This is a genomic window from Thalassovita mediterranea, from assembly GCF_001458435.1.
GTDB classification, from domain to species: Bacteria; Pseudomonadota; Alphaproteobacteria; order Rhodobacterales; family Rhodobacteraceae; genus Thalassobius; species Thalassobius mediterraneus.
Genome location: NZ_CYSF01000002.1, coordinates 32,978 through 54,239, shown reverse-complemented (window position 1 = coordinate 54,239; position 21,262 = coordinate 32,978). Strand labels below are relative to the sequence as shown.

The following is a 21,262-nucleotide window of genomic DNA, read 5'->3' as shown; positions in this document are numbered from 1 at the left end:
AGGCATTCGCCTCCGGATCGGGCGGGTGATTGCCCTTGATCCCCGTCCGGCGTATGCAATGGGGGCAAACAGAAACAACCGCCAAACGGAGCATTTCATGACCACAGCCGCGCTGATCGTGGCCGCAGGACGCGGCACCCGTGCCGGTGCTGGTGTGCCCAAACAGTGGCGTCCGCTGCTAGACCGTCGGGTGGCGGATTGGACTCTGGCAGCACTGGCAGATCATCCGGGCATTGATCAGGTGATGGTGGTGCTGCATCCCGACGATTTCGACCTGCTGGGCGATTGGACCAATCACCCCAAGCTGCGCCATTGCGCGGGCGGGGCCAGCCGCGACCAATCCGTGCTGAACGGATTGCAGGCATTGGCATCCGATGGGCAAGACGCGCCCGCCAAGGTGCTGATCCACGACGTCGCGCGCCCCTGTCTGTCCGCCGATCTAATCACCGCGCTGATTGACGCGCTGGATCGTGACACCGCCGCCGCCCCGGGACTAGAGGTGGTGGATGCCCTGTGGCGGGGCAACGACGGTCTGGTCAACGGATTGCAGGATCGCAGCGGGCTGTTTCGTGCGCAAACCCCGCAGGCGTTTCATTTCGCGCCCCTTTTGGCCGCGCATATGGCCCACCCCGGCGGTGCCGCTGATGACGTAGAGGTGGCGCGCGCCGCTGGCATTGACGTCCGCATCATTGTGGGCGAGGACAGCAACCTGAAAATCACCCGGCCCGGCGATTTCGCCCGCGCCGAAGAGATCCTGCAAGCGCAACAAGTGGCTATGCAGGCACTAGAACATAAGGAAGATCACATGGATATCCGTCTGGGCAATGGCTATGACGTGCACCGGTTTGGCGACGGGGATCACGTGATCCTTTGCGGCGTGAAAATCCCCCACGGGCGTGGGTTGCAGGGGCATTCAGACGCCGATGTGGGCATGCACGCGGTCACCGATGCACTTTATGGCGCGATGGCCGAAGGCGACATTGGCCGCCACTTCCCCCCATCCGACCCACAGTGGAAAGGCGCGGCGAGTGAGATTTTCCTGAAACACGCCGCCGATCTGGCCCGCAGCAAGGGCTTCACCATTTCGAACGTCGACTGCACGCTGGTTTGCGAATACCCCAAGGTCGGCCCGCACGCGGATGCGATGATGGATGAAATGGCGCGCATTCTGGGCCTTGCCCGCGACCGCGTGTCGATCAAGGCAACCACCTCGGAACGCCTCGGCTTCACCGGACGTGAAGAGGGCATCGCCGCCATTGCCACCGCAACCCTGATCAAGGTGTGATGCGATGACCAAACTAATCGCCACCTTTTTCTACGCGGGCCTGATGCGCCCTGCCCCCGGCACTTGGGGATCGCTGGCCGCCCTGCCCGCGGCGGCGGCTGTCTACTGGGTTTTCGGCCTCATCGGTTTTGCGCTGGCGATCCCGACCGTGTTTGCCATCGGTTGGTGGGCCACCGCCGAAGAAACCCGCGGCAAGGATGACCACGACCCGTCAGAGATCGTGATCGACGAGGTCGCAGGCCAATGGATCGCGCTGCTGCCGGTGTTTATCGGCATCACACATTCCGGCGCGGGGATGCTGGCCCTCTGGCCGGGTTGGGTCACGGCTTTTGTCGCGTTTCGCGCGTTCGACATCCTGAAACCCGGCCCCGTGGGCTGGGCTGACCGCCGCGGCGATGCGCTGGGCGTGATGCTAGACGACGTGATCGCCGGTGTCTTCGCCGCTGTGGTGGTCATGCTGGGCGCCTATATCAGCCACGGCGTTCTGGGGATCTGATCATGACTTTGGCGGCTGCGGTACTCGACGCACTGAAATCACGCGGCTGGATGGCCACCGCAGCAGAAAGCTGCACTGGCGGCATGGTGATGGCGGCGCTAACCGATGTGCCGGGGTCCTCTGCCGTGGTTGATCGCGGCTTCGTCACCTACACCAATGCCGCCAAACAGCAGATGCTGGGCGTGTCCGCCGCAACACTCAACGCCCATGGCGCTGTGTCAGAGGAGGTCGCGCGCGAAATGGCCGCCGGCGCGCTGCGCCACTCCGACGCGCAGGTCGCCGTGGCGATCACCGGCATCGCTGGCCCCGGCGGATCCGAGCATAAGCCAGAGGGCCGCGTTTGTTTTGCAATCGCGACTGAAACCACCCCGCCGGTCAGCGAAACGGTGGAGTTTGGGCCGCTGGGCCGCGACAAGGTCCGCAGCGCCGCCGCTGAAAAAGCACTCACCCTGCTGCAAATTGCGGCAAATACGGCGTGACTATTAATTAATCATAAGCCTAATTATTTCGCCTAATATTTAACCGCTTTGCAAAACGGGTGTTTTTTGACCTGTTTTTTAGGCCTTTGCTGTTTTCTTTTGCGCCCGATCTGAGATGCCTCCCCGAAATCGGGAAAAGAAGGATCACAGTTATGAACGGAGCGGATACCGCCTGGATCATCGTCGCGACAGCCCTGGTGCTGTTCATGACACTCCCCGGACTGGCGCTGTTTTACGGCGGTCTGGTGCGCGCACGAAATGTACTCAGCGTCTTTATGCACTGCTACGCCATCGCCTGTCTGATGAGCGTTTTGTGGTTCGCCGTCGGCTACTCTATCGCCTTTGGTGACGGCAATGCGATCTGGGGCGGTCTGGGCAAGGCCTTCCTCAACGGAATCGACGCAGACACCCTGTCGGGCAACCTGCCCGAGGTTCTGTTCTTTGCCTTCCAGATGACCTTTGCGATCATCACCCCGGCGTTGATCGTCGGCGCCTATGTGGAACGTATCGGTTTTGCCTTCGTACTGACCTTCTCGGCCCTATGGATGGTCCTGGTCTATGCGCCTGTAACCCATTGGATCTGGGGCGGCGGTTTCTTGGCTGATGGCGGCATCTTTGGCGACGTTGGTGTCAAGGACTTCGCCGGTGGCATCGTTGTGCACGAAACCGCAGGGATTGCCGCATTGGTACTGGCCGTGATGCTGGGCGCACGCAAGCACCAGACAACCCCGCCGCACAACCCCGGTTACGTGATGATCGGCGCCGCGATGCTGTGGGTCGGCTGGTTTGGCTTTAACGGTGGTTCGCAGCTGGCGGCTGACGGCGGCGCTGCGATGGCTCTGACCGTAACCCACATCTCTGCCGCCACCGCATCGCTGACCTGGTTGGCGTGGGAATACAAGAAACACGGCAAAGCCTCCCTCGTTGGTCTGGTCACCGGCACCATTGCGGGCCTCGCCTCGATCACCCCCGCCTCCGGCTTCGTCGGTCCGGTAGAGGCGCTGATCATCGGTGCAGTCGCAGGTGTCCTGTGTCAGGAAGCGGTGAACCTCGTACGCAACAAGCTGCGCATCGACGACACGCTGGATGTTTTTGCCGTCCACGGCGTTGGCGGCATCTTCGGCACCATCATGATCGCCGGTTTCGGCGCAGGCAGCTGGGCGGCGCAACTGGGCAGCCTGGCCATCGTAGGCGTCTTTACTCTGGTGGTCTCAGTCGTACTGGCCAAACTGGTTGCCATGGTCTTCCCCCTGCGGGTAGATCTGGAGACCGAGGTGAACGGTCTGGACCTCACCGTCCACGGCGAACGCGCCTACGACCACTCGTCCTAAGGTACAAACCGACGCATCAGCAGGCGGGCCTTTCGGGGCCCGTTTTGCGTTTCAGCAGTGTCTGATATCTTTTATCGAACACGACATGTCAGCGCTGCGTTCCAGACCTAAAAATTTCAATCTATCGCATCTCCTCATTTCGATTCCTTAACAGTCTCAATCATCAAGGCGCGAAACGGTTCTAAAGCCTATTGATGAACATTCCCTTAACGCCCGCAGGTTTTTCGCAAAAACAAAAGCGCCCTCCGTTTGGGGGCGCTTTTTTGTTTGAGAGAGCAGAAAAAGTCTGTGGCGTTTACGAAATCTCAACTTTCCAGTGCGACAGTGCCTTGGTCAGGGCCGCAGCTGCGTCGGCGTAGTAGCCGGTGGCCAGTTCATCAATCGCCGCGTCGAAGTTGCCAGTGGCGATCAGGGCCGCAACACCGCAGGCAGCGTCGTGCAGGTCAACATGCAGCGCGTCAACTTCTTTGGCGCGGGTGGTCATCTGTGCGTTGTCTTTCAGGAAGGAGATCAGTTTACCCAGACCACATTTCTCGGCGTTTTTATAGGCGCGCACCGGCAGGCTGCAGTTGCCGTCGATGGCGGCTGCGCGCAGCTGATGACCCAGAACGTAATGTGCAACGATGCTGTTGTTGATGATTTCAGCGGTGTTCAGAACGGTCATCTGGGTCATGGTGTGTCTCTTTCTCGTTTGTCGCTTATGCGATTGTTTGCTCGTGCTCTCTACAAACGAATATAGATATCCGCCTTTATCGCCTCAATTGAGATAAAGTATGGCGCGCCCTCTCGATCGTCCTAAGGGGCTTAGGCGGTTCCGGCGGAAGGTGATCTGCATCCTGCCGGATGGGAGTAAAATCCGCGCTCTCGAACCGCTGGTGCGGGTCCAGAAAGGATATATCCGCGATATATCCTTCGGGATGTATCAGGCGGGGAAAATGGGGGATTCGCGGACGCGAGAGCTGATGCTGACGAGGCGACAGGTACAAAACGTCCTGCAGCGACCACAGGCCAGAGTATCAAAGCTAGAGAGGTCAGATCAGAACCGGATCACGCCAGAAGGGCAGCAAATTCTGCGGGGCTGCCTGCGCCCTCAACCGCCAATACAGCGGCACCCGCTGTGTCGCGACCCAAAAGGCTTTCTGCCTTGCGCAAGATTTTGGCTTTGCGTTGGGGCAGATCCATCGGTGCGATTAGATCATGCGCCGCTTCATAGATGCCTTGGCGGGTTTGCACCTTCAACCGTGTCGCGGTTTCGCTGACACGGTCGTCTGCAACCACATGCACCCGCGCGCGCAAGGCCTGCAGGGCCGGATCAACGCACAGGCTGTCGCGGTAGTTGTCAAGCCGCGCGGTGTCATGGCCCAGCACCGACATGGCCAGCACGGTGCCGTAAGAAAACTTCGCCCCCAGACCGGTCATCGGGGCGGATTGGTTGCACACGCTCATCCAGCGGGGATGCGTGCGCACCTCGATCGCGCGCAGATCCTCGGGGCGCAATGGCAACAGGTCATTCATCGCCTCCAACGCGGCGTGCAAGCCATGACAACAGGCGTGAAACTTGTGACTGACGGTTTCAAGCAGCCAAGCCTCACCCAGACCGGCCAGGGCCAGCGGATCGCCCTGCCCCATATGCGTTGGCCCGAAGCCCTGCGCCGCCTCCAGCGCATCGGGGTTGGCGATGAACCCGCGTGCGACCAGTTCCGCCGCCTCCACCCCGTTGCTGGCGGCAAGGCCGGCGTTATAGGGTTTGCCCATGGTGCCGAATTGCGATTTCAGACCGCTGGCCCGTGTTGCCACCAGCCCCAGCGCCATCTGGCATTGCGCGGCACTCAGCCCCATCAGGCGCGCCGCCGCCACCGTGGCGCCAAACGCGCCAGCTGTGCCAGTTTGATGAAATCCCCCCTGATAATGATCGCGGCCCAGCCAGACACCAACGCGCACTGCCACCTCCACCCCGATGAGGCAGGCCGCCTGAAACGCCGCCGCATCTGCGCCGATCTTTTGCGCCACGGCCAGCGCGGCGGGGATCACCGCTACGGAGGGATGGCCGATATGGGCGAAATGGGTGTCGTCGTAATCAAGTGCGTGGCTGATCGTGCCATTGACCAGTGCCGCCATGCGTGCGGGCGCCATGCCGCCACCGACCAAAGTAGCCTGCGCAGCGCCCGCCTCCTCAATCGCTTGGGCGCGCAGGATCTGGGCGACGGGTTCATCACGGCCCGCAATCGCGCAGGCCGCCCAGTCGATCAGCGACAGTTGCATCACAGACAGCGCCGCCTCTGGCAGGTCGCTGGATGCGGTTTGACAGGCAAATGCGCTTAACTGTTGGCTGAAACTCTGCATGACACACCCCTTGTTCCCGCGCAGGTTAATTCAGCCGCCGCGATGAGGAAAGCCCTGCAGGTTGCCAGAAATCCGTCAGATCAAGCGTTCTATGTCAGCCGTAAAGCGCCGCCGCGCGGTTTTCAAAGGCGCGCACGATACGCTGCATCGCCTCATTGAACACCACACCGATGATGCCCTGAAACACCGCGTTCTTAAATTCAAAATCCACGAAGAAGGACACGTCGCACTGGCCATCGTCACGGTCGGAAAACTGCCAGTAGCTCTTCATGTATTTGAATGGGCCATCCAGATATTCTGTATCAATCCGCTTGGTTTCCGGCGACAGCACCACGCGGCTGCCAAAACGTTCGCGAAACACCTTGAAGGAAATGACCAGATCCGCCTCCATCACATCGGTGCCGTCACCCTGCGGCGTCACCTTGCGGATACGGGCCGCAGCGCACCAGGGCAGGAATTTCGGATAGGTCGCCACATCCGCCACGAGGTCATACATCTGCTGGGCCGTATAGGGCATCTGGCGCGTTTCGGAGTGTGTGGGCATTTCGCGGTCTTTTCGATCTTTTCACGTGGTATCTTACAGGTTCATTTCGTAGAGTGTCGACGAAATTGCAAGAGGGTCTCATGTCCAAGCGTCCTTATGTCATCGACGAAATGATCTCAGCCAAGCAAATCGCCGCCCGGATTGAATCCCTCGCGCGTGAGATCGAATTTGAATTTGGCAGCACCGATAAGCTGATTGTGGTCGGCCTGCTGCGCGGCAGCTTTGTGTTCATCGCCGACATCGTGCGTGAACTGGGCCTGCCGGTAGAGGTCGATTTCCTAGAGGCGTCGTCATATGGCAACGATATGGAAAGCTCTCGTGAGGTGCGGATCCTGAAGGATATCCGTGGCGAGATTGAGGGCCGTGATGTTCTGGTGGTTGAGGATATCGTTGATACCGGCTTTACCCTGACCCACGTTCTGCGCCTGCTGAAAGGGCGTAACCCGCGTAAACTGCGCACCATTGCGCTGCTGGACAAACCGTCGCGCCGTGAGGCGGATGTAAAGGCGGATTGGATCGGGTTTGAGATTCCGGATGAATTTGTTGTCGGCTATGGCATCGACTACGCCCAACGTAACCGCAACCTGCCCTTCATCGGCAAGGTGCGATTTGTCGACGAAGATGAGGTCTAAGCGACCACATCAGCGCTGAAATAGAAAAGCCGCCCTTGATCACGGGGCGGCTTTCTTCGTCTCGGAAGGTGTGTCGTGACCTTAGGCCTGACCCAGCTTTTCCATCCGTGCCTGACGCAACTGGGCGAAATCATCACCCGCATGGTAGGACGAACGGGTCAACGGCGTCGCCGAAACCATGAGGAAACCCTTGCCATAGGCGGCTTTTTCATAGGCTTTGAACTCATCCGGATGCACAAAGCGATCGACCGCGTGGTGTTTCGGGGTCGGTTGCAGGTATTGCCCAATGGTCAGGAAATCGATGTCAGCGGCGCGCATGTCGTCCATCACCTGATGCACGCCCTGTTTATCTTCACCCAGACCGACCATGATGCCGGATTTGGTGAACATGGTCGGGTCCAGTTCTTTCACCCGCTGCAATAGGCGCAAGGAATGGAAGTAGCGCGCGCCCGGGCGCACTTCAGGATACAGGCCTGGCACAGTTTCAAGGTTGTGGTTGAACACGTCAGGGCGCGCCTCAACGATGGTTTCCAGCACCGACATGTCACATTTCAGGAAGTCGGGGGTCAGAATCTCAATCGTGGTGCCCGGCGAACGGTGACGCACCGCGCGAATGGTCTGGGCGAAATGTTCTGCGCCGCCATCTTTCAGGTCGTCGCGGTCCACCGAGGTGATCACCACATGGTTCAGCCCCAGTTTCTGCACCGCATCCGCAACACGGCCCGGTTCAAACACATCCAGACTGTCAGGCTTGCCGGTCGCGATATTGCAGAAGGTACAGCCGCGGGTACAGATATCGCCCATGATCATCATGGTGGCGTGACCCTGCGACCAGCATTCACCGGCGTTGGGGCAACCCGCCTCTTCGCAAACTGTGACCAGTTTGTTTTCGCGCATGATTTTGTGGGTTTCTTTATACCCATCAGACACGGGCGCTTTTACGCGGATCCAGCTGGGTTTCTTTGGCTGGGCATTGTCCGGGCGGTGGGCCTTTTCGGGGTGCCGCTGCTGAGGAATCTTAAGATCACGCACTGTCGTTCATCCTGACGTTTGGTCCTGATAGTCACCTGTGAGGGTCGACTTAGTATAACGGCAGCAATCCGAAAGTACCATTGCCTGAAAAAAGCTATGCACACGACGCATAGCTCCTCAAAACCGACAAAATTCGCGACCATAACCTGCATTTTTGCATCGCAGCAATTTGCACAACAGATCAGCAACAAACCTTTTCCTTGGGGCCATTTATCCTGAAAAACGCCAATTCTGCAGCGCAGAGACATTCCCATCTAGCCGCCAGTTTGGAATCGTTATAAAGAACCGCCAGAGTTGTGATCTTAATGTAGGATAGACAGATGCAAGCAGGCCAGAAAGTCCCCGCAGTAACCTTCCGCACCCGCGTTCGTGACGAATCCGTAGGCGGCCCGAACCCCTTCCGTTGGCAGGACATGTCCAGCGACGATTACTTCGCTGGCAAGCGCGTAATCCTGTTCTCGCTGCCGGGTGCGTTCACCCCCACCTGCTCCACCTACCAGCTGCCGGGTTTTGAAGACAACTTCGCCAAGTTCAACGAGCTGGGCATCGAAGAGATCTACTGCATGTCGGTGAACGACAGCTTCGTGATGAACAAATGGGCCGAAGCTCAGGGCATCAAGAACGTCAAAGTGATCCCCGATGGCTCCGGTGAATTCACCCGTAAAGCCGGCATGCTGGTCGCCAAGGACAACCTGGGCTTTGGCATGCGTTCCTGGCGCTATGCGGCGATCATCAACGACGGTCAGGTCGAAGCATGGTTCGAAGAGCCGGGCCTGAGCGACAACCACGGCGAAGATCCCTATGGCGAAAGCTCGCCCGAGAACCTGCTGAAGCATCTGGAAGCAGGCGCAGAGGTAGCGGCAGAGTAATCCCTGCCCCCTTTGATACATGCCTTGGCCCCGCGACAGGTTTTGCCCGTCGCGGGGTTTTATTTTGTGTTGCCGCTGCCTGCGGCGCTTGCGCCTGATCAAAGGCAGCAGGCGATTGCCCTGCCATAATCCCCGTGAATTGCGGAGGCACCGATATGGCACTTACACCGCACCGTTCCCTGAAACAGGTGATCTATGGCGGCAATGACGGCATCGTCACCACCTTTGCTATCGTCGCCGGATTTGCTGGCGCTGGCGGTGATACACCTGCGGAAATCGGGGTTTTGGCGGTCATTCTGTTTGGCCTTGCGAACCTTTTGGCGGACGGATTGTCGATGGGACTAGGGGAGTTTCTGTCGGCGCGATCGCAACACCAAATGTACCGACGCCATCGCCGCGACGTGCTACAGGTCCTGAAAACCAACCCCGATACGGCCCGCAACCGCCTGCAGCAGGCCCTGACGCGACAAGGCATTCCAGATGGTGATGCGGCACAGATCAGCGCGTTGATCGCCCGTCATCCGCAGGTCGCCGCAGATCAGATCCTGTCACAGGATCTGGCGCTGCCCCGTCCCGAAGGCGATCATCCAGCGCGCAACGGCTGTGTGACGTTTATCTCTTTCATTCTTTTCGGGTTGATGCCGATTGCACCCTACCTGTTTGGTCTACCTGCCCCGATGCAATGGCCGACATCTGTTGCGGCGACTGTGATGGCGTTGATCACACTCGGCGGTCTGCGCCGGTTTGTGACTGCAGAACCCCTATGGCAGGCACAGCTGGAAACCGTCGGGATCGGCGGACTGTGCGCCAGTGCCGCCTATGGCGTGGGCTGGCTGATCGGCGGTTAACCGATCAAGGCCCCCTCGTCCCCCAGATCGATGTAATGCAGGTGCAAACGTTGCAGCGCGATGCGCAGCACAATTTTGGCAGACCGCGCAGACCACCCCATCTGGCGTTCGGCGGCCTCTAACCCCTCTAGATAACAACAGCAGCGCAGAACAACATCCGCCAGTCCCGGACCAAGCACCTCCAGCGCGTAACTGATGCGCTGTCGTGCGGCAGCAATTGCAGGCTGCGCATGTGGTTGGACCGATCCACCAAACAGAGGGTTCCACAGGGCCTCGTCCTCAGGGCGCAACGCGGCCAGTTCAAAATCTTCGCGCAGGCGCTCACCGGCAGCGGCGAAGGACGGGTGCAAAAACAACTGCCCTGATTTATCACGACGACGGGCCAGCAACGCCAACGGCGTATCCGTTGACGCCAACCGATCACCAGCCCCTTGAAAGGGTGACATTGGTTGCGGACGCATCGGTTGAAGTGGCACCATCGTGTGAAAGCTGGCCTGCGCCTCAGCAAACCCCGCGGGCTGCGTCGCAGAGCGGAGCGTCAGCTGGCGCCGCCCCTCTGCGCTAAGCGTGTAGCGCGACACCCGCCCCGGCTGGGCACATTCGATCCAGCCATGCAGCGCCAACGCCTCTGCCAGCGCGCGATCCACAACGGTTTTACGCCCGCCCGAAGCATCCACCAGAACCGCCTTCTCCATATCCGCAGCCACCGCCAGCACATGCCCCTTTTGCGCCAGCCCAGTCAGCAATAGTCGGGATTTGGCAAATACCGCCTGCCCCTCAGGTGCGGTGTTCTCGTTGGTCGACGATGGGCGCATGACGGCCTCCTCTTTGAAGGAGTGATGGGTTCCAAGGCGCTGCAACGCTAGATCCACCAACACATCATCACGCTGGGTTTCCAGCTTGCGGATCTGGCGCATCACGGTTGAGGCATGGCACCCCGACAACCGCGCCAGACGGCGCATCGGCTGTCCGTGTTCCACATGTGCCAGATAAAGACGCGCAGCGGATGGCACCCAATCGGGAAATGCACATGCGTCAGCCTCTGCTGCATCCTGTCGACAATGCCGAGCTGGAGCGCGTGATTGCGCGGCGGTCTGTGCGTTTGTGTTCACCGTTTCTTGCACCATTGTTTGCATAATCTTGGCCTCCTTGAATTGATGCTCAGGCCGTCCCAAACCTGCAGCACACCTGCGCCCATGACCCTTCAGCGAAGCGGCTAAGCAATCGTTAACGTCCGAGGCGTGGATCAATCTTTGTTGCCGAATTATGAACACGGAGGAAAAGCGCCGTGCGCAGGTCCTGGGTGCGCAACACCTTTCAAGGTGATGATATTTCACGCGAAACCACGTCGTTGCGCGAATCCCTGTGGGGAAATCAACGACGAAGCGGCAAAAATCAGCGTTAACATCGTGCGCGTTTTCAGGGGGTTACACAAAAGAAAAAGGCGCGCCTTAGGTTCGGCGCGCCTTTCGTTTTTTTGGATCGATGTGACGGTTAGCCTTAGCCGATGACGTCGGGCATCGATGCCTTTTTGTTGGCGATGTAGCTGTTCAGCGCCTCATTGATCGCGGGATCAAGTGCGGGCTGCTCATAGTCGCTCAGCATCTTTTCTACACGCTCACCGGCCAGCGCCATGGTGTCACGGCTGCCTTCGTCGGCCCAGGTTTCAAACGGCTTGTAGTCCAAGAGGTCCGAGCGCCAGAACGCGGTTTTGAAGTTCGCCTGCGTGTGCGCGCAGCCCAGGTAGTGACCGCCGGGGCCCACTTCGCGGATGGCGTCCATCGCCTGTGCATTGGCGTCGATGGATACACCTTCGGCCATTTTGTGCAGCGCGCCCAGTTGGTCGGCGTCCATCACGAATTTTTCGTAGGAAGCCGCCAGACCACCTTCCAGCCAGCCACAGGAGTGCAGCATGAAGTTCACACCGGCCAGCAGGCCCATGTTCAGGCTGTTGGCAGTTTCATAAGCCGCCTGCGCGTCGGGCAGTTTGGAACCACAGAAGGAACCAGCCGAACGGTAAGGCAGGTTCAGACGACGGGCCAGCTGGCCGACGCCGTAGGTCACTTGGCTGGCCTCAGGGGTGCCGAAGGTCGGCGCGCCCGAGTTCATGTCGATCGAGGATACGAACGCACCCATGATCACCGGCGCACCCTTACGGATCAGCTGGCTGTAGGCGATACCGGCCAGCGTTTCGGCCAGAACCTGTGTCAGCGTACCTGCCACGGAAACAGGCGCCATTGCACCGCCCACGATGAAGGGCGAGATGATGCAGGCTTGGTTGTTCTGCGCGTAGACTTCCAGCGCACCCATCATCACGTCGTCGAAGGTCATCGGCGAGTTGATGTTGATGAGCGATGTCATCACGGTGTTTTCCTGCACGAAATCCTTACCAAACAAGATTTCACACATTTCAACGCTGTCTTGCGCACGGCTGGGTTCGGTGACCGAGCCCATGAACGGCTTGTCCGACAGGGTCATGTGGGCGTGCAGCATGTCGAGGTGACGTTTGTTCACCGCAACATCGGTGGGTTCACAAACGGTACCGCCCGAGTGGTGCAGCCATTTGGACATGTAGCCCAGCTTCACGAAGTTACGGAAATCGTCCATCGTGGCATAGCGACGGCCCTGTTTGGCGTCATGCACGAAGGGCGGGCCATAAACAGGTGCCAGCACCAGATTGCGGCCGCCGATGACGACGTTACGCTCAGGGTTGCGGGCGTGCTGGGTGAACTGTTTCGGCGCGGTGGAACACAGCTGACGGGCCAGACCACGCGGGATGCGAACACGTTCGCCGTCAACGTCAGCACCCGCTTCGCGCCAGCGGTCCAGCGCGGCAGGGTTGTTGACGAAGTTGACGCCAACCTCTTCGAGGATGGTTTCCGCGTTTGCTTCGATGATTTCCAGCGCTTCTTCGGTCAGAACCTCAAAGTTCGGAATGTTACGCTCGATATACTTGGCGGTTTCAAACGATACTGCGCTACGTGCTGCACGACGTGCTGCGCCGCCGCCACCTCTTGCGCGTCTGCGCGATCCTGCTTCGGACATTTTGCCCCCCTCAAGTGCTGAATAAGAGTTTTCAGCATAAACCTACCGCGAGGGGCGCAACTTTTCTTGTCGGGAACGTCACCTCACACCCAAAAGCGACATATTCGCGCGGTTCGCTGCGCATACACCGTTCCCATTGCGACATCACAGCGTCGCATCTTTGTGTACCCCTCGGACAGTCGCCCTATGCTTCGGACAGGGCATCCCAGTTTACGCTGTCCACCCGCGCATCAATCATCAAGGGAGAGATGATACCGTCAATCGCCTCTTGAGACAGGTCGTTGACTTCTATCATGATTTCCAGCTCGCTCACTTCGCCTTCGCGCTGCACCTCAAACCCGGTCACCCGCACCGCACGCTGCGACAATGCCTGCATGACAAGGGCGCGTACCTTGGTGGTGTCTTTCTCATCACAGCGCAAAACGATGCGATACTCTTGCGTCAAGGGCACGCCAGCGCGGGTTTTGCGCTTCAGCCATTTGACCAGCGGGCGCAGCCCCAGATTGACAAAGATGATCATCCCCGTGGCCAGTATTGCATAGGGATAGGCCCCCGCCCCCGCAATCAGGCCCACCGCTGCCGAACACCACAATGTTGCCGCCGTGTTCAGCCCATGAATGGTGAACCCGTGGCGAAAAATGATCCCTGCCCCCAGAAAACCGATCCCCGACACCACCTGCGCGCCGACACGGGTTGGGCTGACCTCATCCGGGAACAGGGTGGAAAACACCACAAAACACGCCGCCCCAAGCGCCACCAGCGCATTGGTGCGCAGCCCCGCCATCCGTTGACGCACCTGCCGTTCCGATCCCACCAAAGCGCCGCAGACCAGCGCCAGCAACAGGTTGAATGCAGCGGCAGTGAATTCGGCCGTCACCGGAAAGTAAGTCATCAAAAATTCGGTCAAATTGCATCCTTTCAAGGGCGTCTGTGGCGCAGTCTGGTTGTGGCGCTGGTTGAGGTAAATGTGTGATCTGGCTCAGCCAAACGGCAGCACTTGATCAGCACAAAACCCATCTTTCCTATGCAACACAAACTGTTATCAGCACGAATTAAGGCGGGATTGTTGCCACGACTGCCCCCGCAGGGCAAGCAAAACGCACAAAAATCACGCGCGGGGCAACTGACAGCCTGAAAATCACGCAAACATCTCGCAATCGGTGGGCAACCGCGCCGCGTCCACCAGAGAGGCACAAAATCGGCGGCAAATGACGTCCTCATGGGGCGAATTATCCTTGCGGATCGGGTCATTCTGCCCTAATGCGCGTCCATGACCCAGACATCACACGACCGCCTCCTTATCATCGACTTTGGCAGCCAGGTTACGCAGCTGATTGCGCGTCGCCTGCGCGAGTTGAACGTCTATTGCGAAATCCACCCCTATCAGAATGTCACCATCGACTTTGTGCGCGACATGGCGCCCAAGGCTGTGATCTTCTCCGGTGGGCCCGACAGCGTCACCCGCGAGGGCAGCCCGCGCGCGCCCGAAGGGATCTTTGACCTTGGCGTGCCGATCCTTGGCATCTGCTATGGTCAGCAGGTGATGATGCACCAGCTGGGCGGCAAGGTCGAAAGCGGCCACGGCACCGCCGAATTCGGTCGTGCCTTCGTCACCCCGCAAAACAGCTTGGATATTCTGGATGGCTGGTTCGCGGATGGCGACGAACAGGTCTGGATGAGCCACGGCGACCACGTCAGCGAAATCGCCCCAGGGTTTGAGGTTTACGGAACCTCGCCCAACGCGCCGTTTGCGATCACCGCCGACACCAAACGTCATTTCTACGCGGTTCAGTTCCACCCTGAGGTTCACCACACCCCCAAGGGTGCGAAACTCTACGAAAACTTCGTCAAACTGGCCGGCTTCTCTGGTGACTGGACCATGGGCGCCTACCGTCAGGAAATGATCGAAGACATCCGCGCGCAAGTGGGCGACAAGAAGGTGATCTGCGCCCTGTCTGGCGGCGTTGACAGCTCTGTCACCGGGATCCTGCTGCACGAAGCGATCGGTGATCAGCTGACCTGTGTGTTCGTGGATCACGGCCTGCTGCGCAAAAACGAAGCGAAGGAAGTCGTCGCGATGTTCCGCGACAACTACAACCTGAACCTGATCCACGCCGACGAAAGCGACCTGTTCCTTGGTGAGCTGGAGGGCGTCAGCGATCCAGAAACCAAGCGCAAGATCATCGGCAAGCTGTTCATCGACGTGTTCCAGAAATACGCCGACCAGATCGAAGGTGCCGAATTCCTCGCTCAAGGTACGCTCTACCCTGATGTGATTGAATCGGTCAGCTTCTCCGGCGGTCCGTCGGTGACGATCAAATCGCACCACAACGTGGGTGGCCTGCCCGAAAAAATGGGCCTGAAACTGGTCGAACCACTGCGTGGTCTGTTCAAGGATGAGGTCCGCGTGCTGGGTCGCGAACTGGGCCTGCCCGCCAGCTTCATCGGTCGCCACCCCTTCCCCGGACCGGGTCTGGCGATCCGCTGCCCCGGTGAGATCACCCGCGACAAGCTGGACATCCTGCGCGAAGCGGATGCGGTTTACATCGACCAGATCCGCAAGCACGGTCTGTATGACGAGATCTGGCAGGCTTTTGCCGCCATCCTGCCGATGCGCACCGTGGGTGTGATGGGCGATGGCCGCACCTACGACTACGCCGTTGGCCTGCGCGCGGTGACCTCGGTTGATGGTATGACCGCGGATTACTACCCGTTCAGCCATGAGTTTTTGGGTGAGACGATGACCCGCATCATCAACGAGGTGAAAGGCGTGAACCGCGTCTTTTACGACGTCACCTCGAAGCCGCCGGGCACCATCGAGCTGGAGTGATCCTGCAGTCTGAGATTTCTAAGCGGCGGCATCTTCGGGTGCCGCCGTTTTTCATTGAACCCGGTGGTTCTGTGACAGGCTACTGCACAGAAAACACTTGCGAGACAGACCTGCCCCCCGCTATGGTGCCTCAAGAGGAGCGAGTAATGACACAAAAACAGATCCAGCTGACTGGCGCGATGATTTGCACGACCGAGCGACTGGCAGAGGTGCGCGCGGCTTTGCCGGAACACATCCGCCTGACACGGCTAGAGCCCGGCTGCCTGAAGTTTGATGTCGTCGAACGCGACGGTGGCAGATTTGAGGTGGATGAGCTGTTTTCCGATCGCGCCGCCTTTGACGCCCATCAGGCTCGCGGTGCGGCCAGCGACTGGGCGCGCGTGACCGCCGGATTGCCGCGCGAATATGAGATTAGCGAAGTATGAACACCACGGTTCAAGCCGCCCTCTGGATGAGTGGCGCGATTGTCTCTTTCTCTTCAATGGCGGTGGCGGGACGAGCTATTAGCCTAGAGCTTGATACCTTTGAAATCATGTTGTTTCGCAGCATCGTTGGTTTCATGGTGGTGCTGGCAGTGGCGGGGGCGACGGGCCATTTGCATGAGGTCAGCCGCCGCAACCTTGGCCTGCATGCCCTGCGCAATCTGTGCCACTTTACCGGTCAGAACCTGTGGTTCTTTGCACTGACGGCGATACCGCTGGCGCAGGTGTTTGCGTTAGAGTTCACATCACCCCTCTGGGCGATCCTGTTGTCTGCGCTGTTACTGGGGGAACGGATCACAAAAGCGCGCGCCTTGGCGGGTGTTTTGGGCTTCATCGGCATTCTGATTGTGGCCCGCCCCAGCGCTGACACGCTGTCGGTTGGTCAAATCGCTGCCGCCGTTGCCGCCATTGGGTTTGCCGGATCTGCCGTTTTCACCCGCCTGTTGACGCGCAGCGAAACCATCACCTGTGTGCTGTTTTACCTGACCGCCATGCAGGCCGTCATGGGATTGATCGCAGCGGGATATGATGGCGACATTGCCCTACCATCCCTGAGCGCCACCCCTTGGCTGGTGCTGATCGCATTGGCGGGATTGCTGGCGCATTTCTGCATGACCACTGCATTGAAACTGGCCCCTGCCAGTGTGGTGATGCCGGTCGACTTCCTACGCCTGCCGCTGATCGCAGTACTGGGGCTGTTGGTCTACGGCGAAGCACTGGACCTTTGGGTGCTGGTTGGGGCGGTAATTATCTTTACCGCCAACAGCATCAACATTCGTGCGGAATTATCACGGTAGCGATTTTAAACTTTCAAGGGGTAGAACCCCGGACTGCGACAAGTTTACGCTAGGGTCGCGTTGACAGGCGGATTTCTGCTTGGCTATGCATAAGGATAACAAATCCAACATGCAGGGGAGGAATGCATGAAAAAGTTTCTGGCAGGGGTTGCAGCAATCGCTGTAACTGCAGGTACCGCGCAGGCAGGTGGTCTGGATCGCACCGGTCAAGGCATCGACTTCATGTTCGAAAAGGGCAATGTTGTTGAGCTGCGCTTCGGCAGCGTAAACGCCAACATTTCGGGCACAGTTGGCGGCGGCGCAGTCAGCTCTGGCAACATCGCCGAAAACTACACTCAGGTTGCATTGGGCTACAAACAAGAACTGAACGACAAACTGTCGATCGGCATTTTGTTCGACCAGCCGTTTGGCGCAGACGTCGCCTACCCCACCGGCACCGGTTACCCGTTCCAGGGCGCGACCGCGTCGGTTGACACCAACGCAATCACCGCAGTGCTGCGCTACCGTGTATCGGACCGCGTTGCAGTGCATGGTGGTGTACGTGCGATCCGCACCGAGGGCCGCGTCAACAATCTGTTGATCACTGGTCCCAACATTTACAACATGACCACCGACACCCAAACCGATTTCGGTTACCTGATCGGTGCGACCTATGAAATCCCCGACATCGCTCTGCGTGCGGCGATCACCTACAACTCTGAGGTTGAGCAGGACTTCACCACCCAGCAGCAGATTGGCATGACCACCCTGCCCGAAGCGCCGATGACCATCGTCAAGCCGAAGTCGGTGAACCTCGACTTCCAGACCGGCATCGCACCCGGCACCCTGCTGATGGCGTCGGCCCGCTGGGTGAACTGGAGCAACTTCGACATCACCCCCACCGGTCTGGGCGGCGCGTCGCTGGTAGAATACGATAGCGACACCACCACCTACTCGCTGGGTGTGGGCCGTCAGCTGACCGACAAACTGTCCGGTTCTGTGACCCTTGGCTATGAGGCTGGCGATGGCACCCTCAGCGGCAACCTGGGCCCGACCGATGGTTTCCGTTCGATCACTCTGGGTCTGAAATATCAGGTTGCCGAAGGCACCGCGATTTCGGGCGGCGTGCGCCGTGTATGGCTGGGCGATGCGACCACCTCGACTGTGGGTGGCGAGTTCACCAATAACACTGCGACCGGTTTCGGCGTCAAGCTGACCCACAGCTTCTGATCTGACGATCACCAAATCTATAGAAAGCCGGGCCTTGTGCCCGGCTTTTGCGTTTTGGCGGCCCATCATACAACGCTGTTGTATGCTACACCGATGAGCAATTGACGCCCCAAGTGCCCACCGCTAGGACTTTCGTAACAACAGTGGGATTAATAATGATTTATCGCAGTGCGGATGATTGGCTGAACGCGCCACAGAAACGGATTTTGTTCTTTGGCATGTCCGGTCTGGGCAAAACCTACCTTTCCAACCTGCTGCGCGATCAGGGGGATTGGTTCCACTATTCAATCGACTACCGCATTGGCACGCGCTACATGGGCGAATACATCGCCGATAACGCCAAACGCGAAGCGATGAAGGTCCCTTTCCTGCGCGATCTTTTGATGACGGACTCGATCCAGATCAGATCCAACATCACTTTTGAAAACCTGAACCCAGTGTCCGCCTATTTGGGCAAACCCGGCAACGTGGATAAGGGTGGTTTACCCTATGATGAATACGTCCGCCGTCAGGGCCAATTCCGTCAGGCAGAGGTTAAAGCTCTGATGGACACGCCCTATTTCATCGAACGCGCCGAGGCGCTTTATGGCTACCCGCATTTCATCTGTGACACCGGCGGTTCGATCTGCGAATGGGTCGACCCCGAAGATCCCGATAACCCCATCCTCAAGATGCTGGCCAACAACACCTTGCTGGTTTGGCTCAAAGGCAGCGAAGATCACACCGAAGAGCTGATCCGTCGTTTCGACAAAGCGCCCAAACCAATGTCCTATCAGGCGGCCTTTCTGGATCGTGTGTGGAACGAATACCTGCACCTCTTTCAGATGCGCGAAGAACAAGTCGACCCGGATGAATTCATCCGTTGGACCTACGCACAGGCGCTGGCGCATCGCCAGCCACGCTATGAGGCGATGGCACGCAACTGGGGTGTTACGCTGCATATGGACGAAGTGGCACAAGTCAAAAGTGCGGATGATTTCGATAAGTTGATCGCAATGGCCCTTGAGCGTAGCGTCAACCCCGCATAGGGTCCGGCGCTTACGCAGCCCTATCGCAGCCAGCGCACCGTTTGGCACGCTGCGTGAATCCAATACCATCAGATCCCGAGAAGGAGCCCGGATAAAATGCCGATTAAATTGCCCGCCGACCTACCCGCCTATGACGTGCTTTCGCGCGAAGGCGTGATGGTGATGTCGGATGATCGGGCCACACGGCAGGATATCCGACCACTGAAAATCGGCCTCCTCAACCTGATGCCGAAGAAAATCCAGACGGAAAACCAGTTTGCCCGCCTAATCGGCGCCACCCCGTTGCAGATTGAACTGACGCTGATCCGCATGAGCGATCACAAAACCCGCAACACGGCGGCCGAACATATGGCCAGTTTCTACCACCCGTTTTCCGAAGTGCTGGCTTCGGGCCAGAAATTCGACGGGCTGATCATCACCGGTGCCCCGATCGAACATCTGCCGTTCGAGGATGTGGACTACTGGGGTGAGCTGGAACAGATCTTTGACTGGACGCAGACCCACGTGCATTCCACCTTTGGCGTGTGCTGGGGTGGCATGGCGATGATCAACTATTTCAACGGTGTTGCCAAACATATGCTGGATCACAAGGCATTCGGCTGTTTCCGTCACCAAAACCGCGCACCGGCGTCGCCCTACCTGCGTGGCTTTTCCGATGATTGCGTGATCCCTGTCAGCCGCTGGACCGAAATCCATCAGGCCGAAGTGGACGCTGTGTCTGGCCTGACCACATTGTTGGGCAGTGACGAGGTTGGCCCCTGTCTGGTCGAGGATCCGGCGCACCGCGCTCTCTATATCTTCAACCACTTTGAATACGACAGTGGCACCCTGAAGGAAGAGTACGACCGCGACGTAGCCGCCGGCACCGAAATCAATGTACCGATGAACTACTACCCGGACGATGATCCCTCGAATGAACCGCAAAACCGCTGGCGCAGCCACGCGCATCTGCTGTACGGCAACTGGATCAATCAGATCTATCAGACAACGCCCTTTGACATTGCCGATATCGGCATCAAGGACGGATCGGACGGGCGGGTTAACCCCCAGTGACAGATGCGCTGACCTATCTCTTGACGTTGATTGCGGGCCTGACAGGCTGGGTGCATATCCGCGCCACGACGCAAGAGAAGGAAGCGGTGCAAAACCATCCGCCCGAAGGTCAGATCATCGAGGTCGACGGGCGCAAGGTTCACGTCGTCATCAAGGGCGAAAGCGGCCCCGATCTGGTGCTGATCCACGGGCTGTCTGGCAATACCCGTGATTTCACCATGTCGTTGGCCGACCGCCTGTCCAGCAGCTACCGCGTGCTGGTGATGGATCGCCCCGGCATGGGCTACAGTGATGTCCTGCCCTCCGACAACTCGATCGTGGAACAGGCGCGGGTGCTGAAGAAGGCCGCAGGCGCCCTTGGTGCGCATTTGCCGATCGTTGTGGGGCATTCCTACGGCGGCGCGGTGGCGCTGGCCTGGGCGGTGCGGTTTCCCAACCGGTTGGCGGCGCTGGTCACGCTCAGCTCCCCTGCGTTACCCTTTGATAGTGCGATGCCGCTTTACTACTGGCTGAACGCCAATCCGGTGCTGACGCAGTTTTCCGCCCCGCTGATGACCGCCTTTGTCCCCGACAGCGTGATCGAGCGTGAGTTGGGCGAGATTTTCGCCCCTCAACGTCCACCGTTGGGCTATGCCAGCCATATCGGCGCACGCCTCAGCCTGCGCCGCGGGGCGTTGCGGGTGAATGCGATGCACCGCAGCAATCTGGCCCGCGAATTGGCCGCGCTGGAGGTGCTGTATTCCTCGATCACGGTGCCAACGGAAATCGTGCATGGCGAAGAAGACGACATTGTCCCGATGGAAATCCACGCCCTGCCCTTGTCGCACAAAGTGTCCAGTGCCAGCCTGACGCTGATCCCGCGCGTTGGCCACATGCCGCACCACGTCGCGCGTGAAGACGTGATGAGCGCCATTCACCGCGCTGCCAAGCGCGCCGGATTGCGCAGCGCATAGATTCCA

Annotated in this window: 21 protein-coding genes; 14 read left to right on the top strand and 7 right to left on the bottom strand. The window is 59.0% G+C overall.

The window, feature by feature from the left end; genetic code table 11:
- Positions 1–97: 97 nt before the first annotated feature.
- The 4 genes from TM5383_RS01625 to TM5383_RS01610 all read left to right on the top strand — a co-directional run bounded on the left by TM5383_RS01625 (position 98) and on the right by TM5383_RS01610 (position 3,591).
- Positions 98–1,285, top strand: a complete 1,188-nt coding sequence (locus TM5383_RS01625) for a bifunctional 2-C-methyl-D-erythritol 4-phosphate cytidylyltransferase/2-C-methyl-D-erythritol 2,4-cyclodiphosphate synthase (protein ID WP_058317312.1) — start codon at positions 98–100, stop codon at positions 1,283–1,285.
- Positions 1,286–1,289: 4 nt separating this feature from the next.
- On the top strand, positions 1,290–1,781 hold the full coding sequence (locus TM5383_RS01620) for a phosphatidylglycerophosphatase A family protein (protein WP_058317311.1): 492 nt from the start codon (positions 1,290–1,292) through the stop codon (positions 1,779–1,781).
- A gap of 2 nt (positions 1,782–1,783) precedes the next feature.
- Complete coding sequence (locus tag TM5383_RS01615; protein ID WP_058317310.1) at positions 1,784–2,260, top strand: CinA family protein; 477 nt, start codon at positions 1,784–1,786, stop codon at positions 2,258–2,260.
- A gap of 152 nt (positions 2,261–2,412) precedes the next feature.
- The gene (locus tag TM5383_RS01610; RefSeq protein ID WP_058317309.1) at positions 2,413–3,591 is read left to right on the top strand and encodes an ammonium transporter; all 1,179 of its coding nucleotides are present in this window, start codon (positions 2,413–2,415) and stop codon (positions 3,589–3,591) included.
- A 295-nt stretch (positions 3,592–3,886) separates the two neighbouring features.
- On the opposite strand, the gene TM5383_RS01605 is transcribed toward TM5383_RS01610, so the two are convergent.
- The 3 genes from TM5383_RS01605 to TM5383_RS01595 form a co-directional block, all read right to left on the bottom strand.
- Positions 3,887–4,264: a hypothetical protein gene (locus TM5383_RS01605; protein WP_058317308.1), complete on the bottom strand. Its 378-nt coding sequence runs from the start codon at positions 4,262–4,264 to the stop codon at positions 3,887–3,889.
- Positions 4,265–4,638: 374 nt separating this feature from the next.
- Complete coding sequence (locus tag TM5383_RS01600) at positions 4,639–5,934, bottom strand: MmgE/PrpD family protein (protein ID WP_058317307.1); 1,296 nt, start codon at positions 5,932–5,934, stop codon at positions 4,639–4,641.
- A 94-nt stretch (positions 5,935–6,028) separates the two neighbouring features.
- Complete coding sequence (locus TM5383_RS01595; protein WP_058317306.1) at positions 6,029–6,478, bottom strand: type II toxin-antitoxin system RatA family toxin; 450 nt, start codon at positions 6,476–6,478, stop codon at positions 6,029–6,031.
- A gap of 80 nt (positions 6,479–6,558) precedes the next feature.
- On the opposite strand from TM5383_RS01595, the gene hpt reads away from it, so the two are divergent.
- Complete coding sequence (gene hpt / locus TM5383_RS01590) at positions 6,559–7,110, top strand: hypoxanthine phosphoribosyltransferase (RefSeq protein ID WP_058317305.1); 552 nt, start codon at positions 6,559–6,561, stop codon at positions 7,108–7,110.
- Between the two features lie 81 nt (positions 7,111–7,191).
- Here hpt and lipA read toward each other — a convergent pair whose 3' ends face one another.
- Positions 7,192–8,142, bottom strand: a complete 951-nt coding sequence (gene lipA, locus TM5383_RS01585) for a lipoyl synthase (RefSeq protein WP_058317304.1) — start codon at positions 8,140–8,142, stop codon at positions 7,192–7,194.
- A gap of 320 nt (positions 8,143–8,462) precedes the next feature.
- Here lipA and TM5383_RS01580 point away from each other — a divergent pair, with 320 nt between their 5' ends.
- Positions 8,463–9,011 (top strand): peroxiredoxin, encoded by a 549-nt coding sequence (locus TM5383_RS01580; RefSeq protein ID WP_058317303.1) that lies wholly within the window; start codon positions 8,463–8,465, stop codon positions 9,009–9,011.
- Positions 9,012–9,166: 155 nt separating this feature from the next.
- Positions 9,167–9,859, top strand: a complete 693-nt coding sequence (locus tag TM5383_RS01575) for a VIT1/CCC1 transporter family protein (protein WP_058317302.1) — start codon at positions 9,167–9,169, stop codon at positions 9,857–9,859.
- Here the strand turns inward: TM5383_RS01575 and TM5383_RS01570 are convergent.
- The 3 genes from TM5383_RS01570 to TM5383_RS01560 all read right to left on the bottom strand — a co-directional run bounded on the left by TM5383_RS01570 (position 9,856) and on the right by TM5383_RS01560 (position 13,796).
- A complete protein-coding gene (locus tag TM5383_RS01570) occupies positions 9,856–10,995 on the bottom strand; it encodes a DUF6456 domain-containing protein (RefSeq protein WP_058317301.1) in 1,140 nt (379 codons plus the stop codon). The two genes, TM5383_RS01575 and TM5383_RS01570, sit on opposite strands and share 4 nt — an antisense overlap.
- 364 nt (positions 10,996–11,359) lie before the next feature.
- Positions 11,360–12,904: a trimethylamine methyltransferase family protein gene (locus TM5383_RS01565; protein ID WP_058317300.1), complete on the bottom strand. Its 1,545-nt coding sequence runs from the start codon at positions 12,902–12,904 to the stop codon at positions 11,360–11,362.
- Positions 12,905–13,088: 184 nt separating this feature from the next.
- Positions 13,089–13,796, bottom strand: a complete 708-nt coding sequence (locus TM5383_RS01560) for an MgtC/SapB family protein (RefSeq protein ID WP_058317413.1) — start codon at positions 13,794–13,796, stop codon at positions 13,089–13,091.
- A 378-nt stretch (positions 13,797–14,174) separates the two neighbouring features.
- Between TM5383_RS01560 and guaA the strand changes: the two genes are divergently transcribed.
- The 7 genes from guaA (at position 14,175) to TM5383_RS01525 (ending at position 21,256) form a co-directional block, all read left to right on the top strand.
- On the top strand, positions 14,175–15,734 hold the full coding sequence (guaA, locus tag TM5383_RS01555; RefSeq protein WP_058317299.1) for a glutamine-hydrolyzing GMP synthase: 1,560 nt from the start codon (positions 14,175–14,177) through the stop codon (positions 15,732–15,734).
- Positions 15,735–15,880: 146 nt separating this feature from the next.
- Positions 15,881–16,159 carry a putative quinol monooxygenase gene (locus TM5383_RS01550; RefSeq protein ID WP_058317298.1) on the top strand — a complete coding sequence of 93 codons (279 nt, stop codon included), beginning with the start codon at positions 15,881–15,883 and terminating at the stop codon, positions 16,157–16,159.
- Positions 16,156–17,013 carry a DMT family transporter gene (locus TM5383_RS01545; protein WP_058317297.1) on the top strand — a complete coding sequence of 286 codons (858 nt, stop codon included), beginning with the start codon at positions 16,156–16,158 and terminating at the stop codon, positions 17,011–17,013. Before TM5383_RS01550 ends, TM5383_RS01545 begins: the two co-directional genes overlap by 4 nt.
- 126 nt (positions 17,014–17,139) lie before the next feature.
- Positions 17,140–18,222: an OmpP1/FadL family transporter gene (locus TM5383_RS01540; protein ID WP_058317296.1), complete on the top strand. Its 1,083-nt coding sequence runs from the start codon at positions 17,140–17,142 to the stop codon at positions 18,220–18,222.
- A gap of 155 nt (positions 18,223–18,377) precedes the next feature.
- Entirely contained in the window at positions 18,378–19,250 is an 873-nt protein-coding gene (locus TM5383_RS01535) for a hypothetical protein (protein ID WP_058317295.1), read from the top strand.
- A 96-nt stretch (positions 19,251–19,346) separates the two neighbouring features.
- Complete coding sequence (gene metA, locus TM5383_RS01530) at positions 19,347–20,303, top strand: homoserine O-acetyltransferase MetA (protein WP_058317294.1); 957 nt, start codon at positions 19,347–19,349, stop codon at positions 20,301–20,303.
- Entirely contained in the window at positions 20,300–21,256 is a 957-nt protein-coding gene (locus TM5383_RS01525; RefSeq protein WP_058317293.1) for an alpha/beta fold hydrolase, read from the top strand. Before metA ends, TM5383_RS01525 begins: the two co-directional genes overlap by 4 nt.
- Positions 21,257–21,262 lie beyond the last annotated feature (6 nt).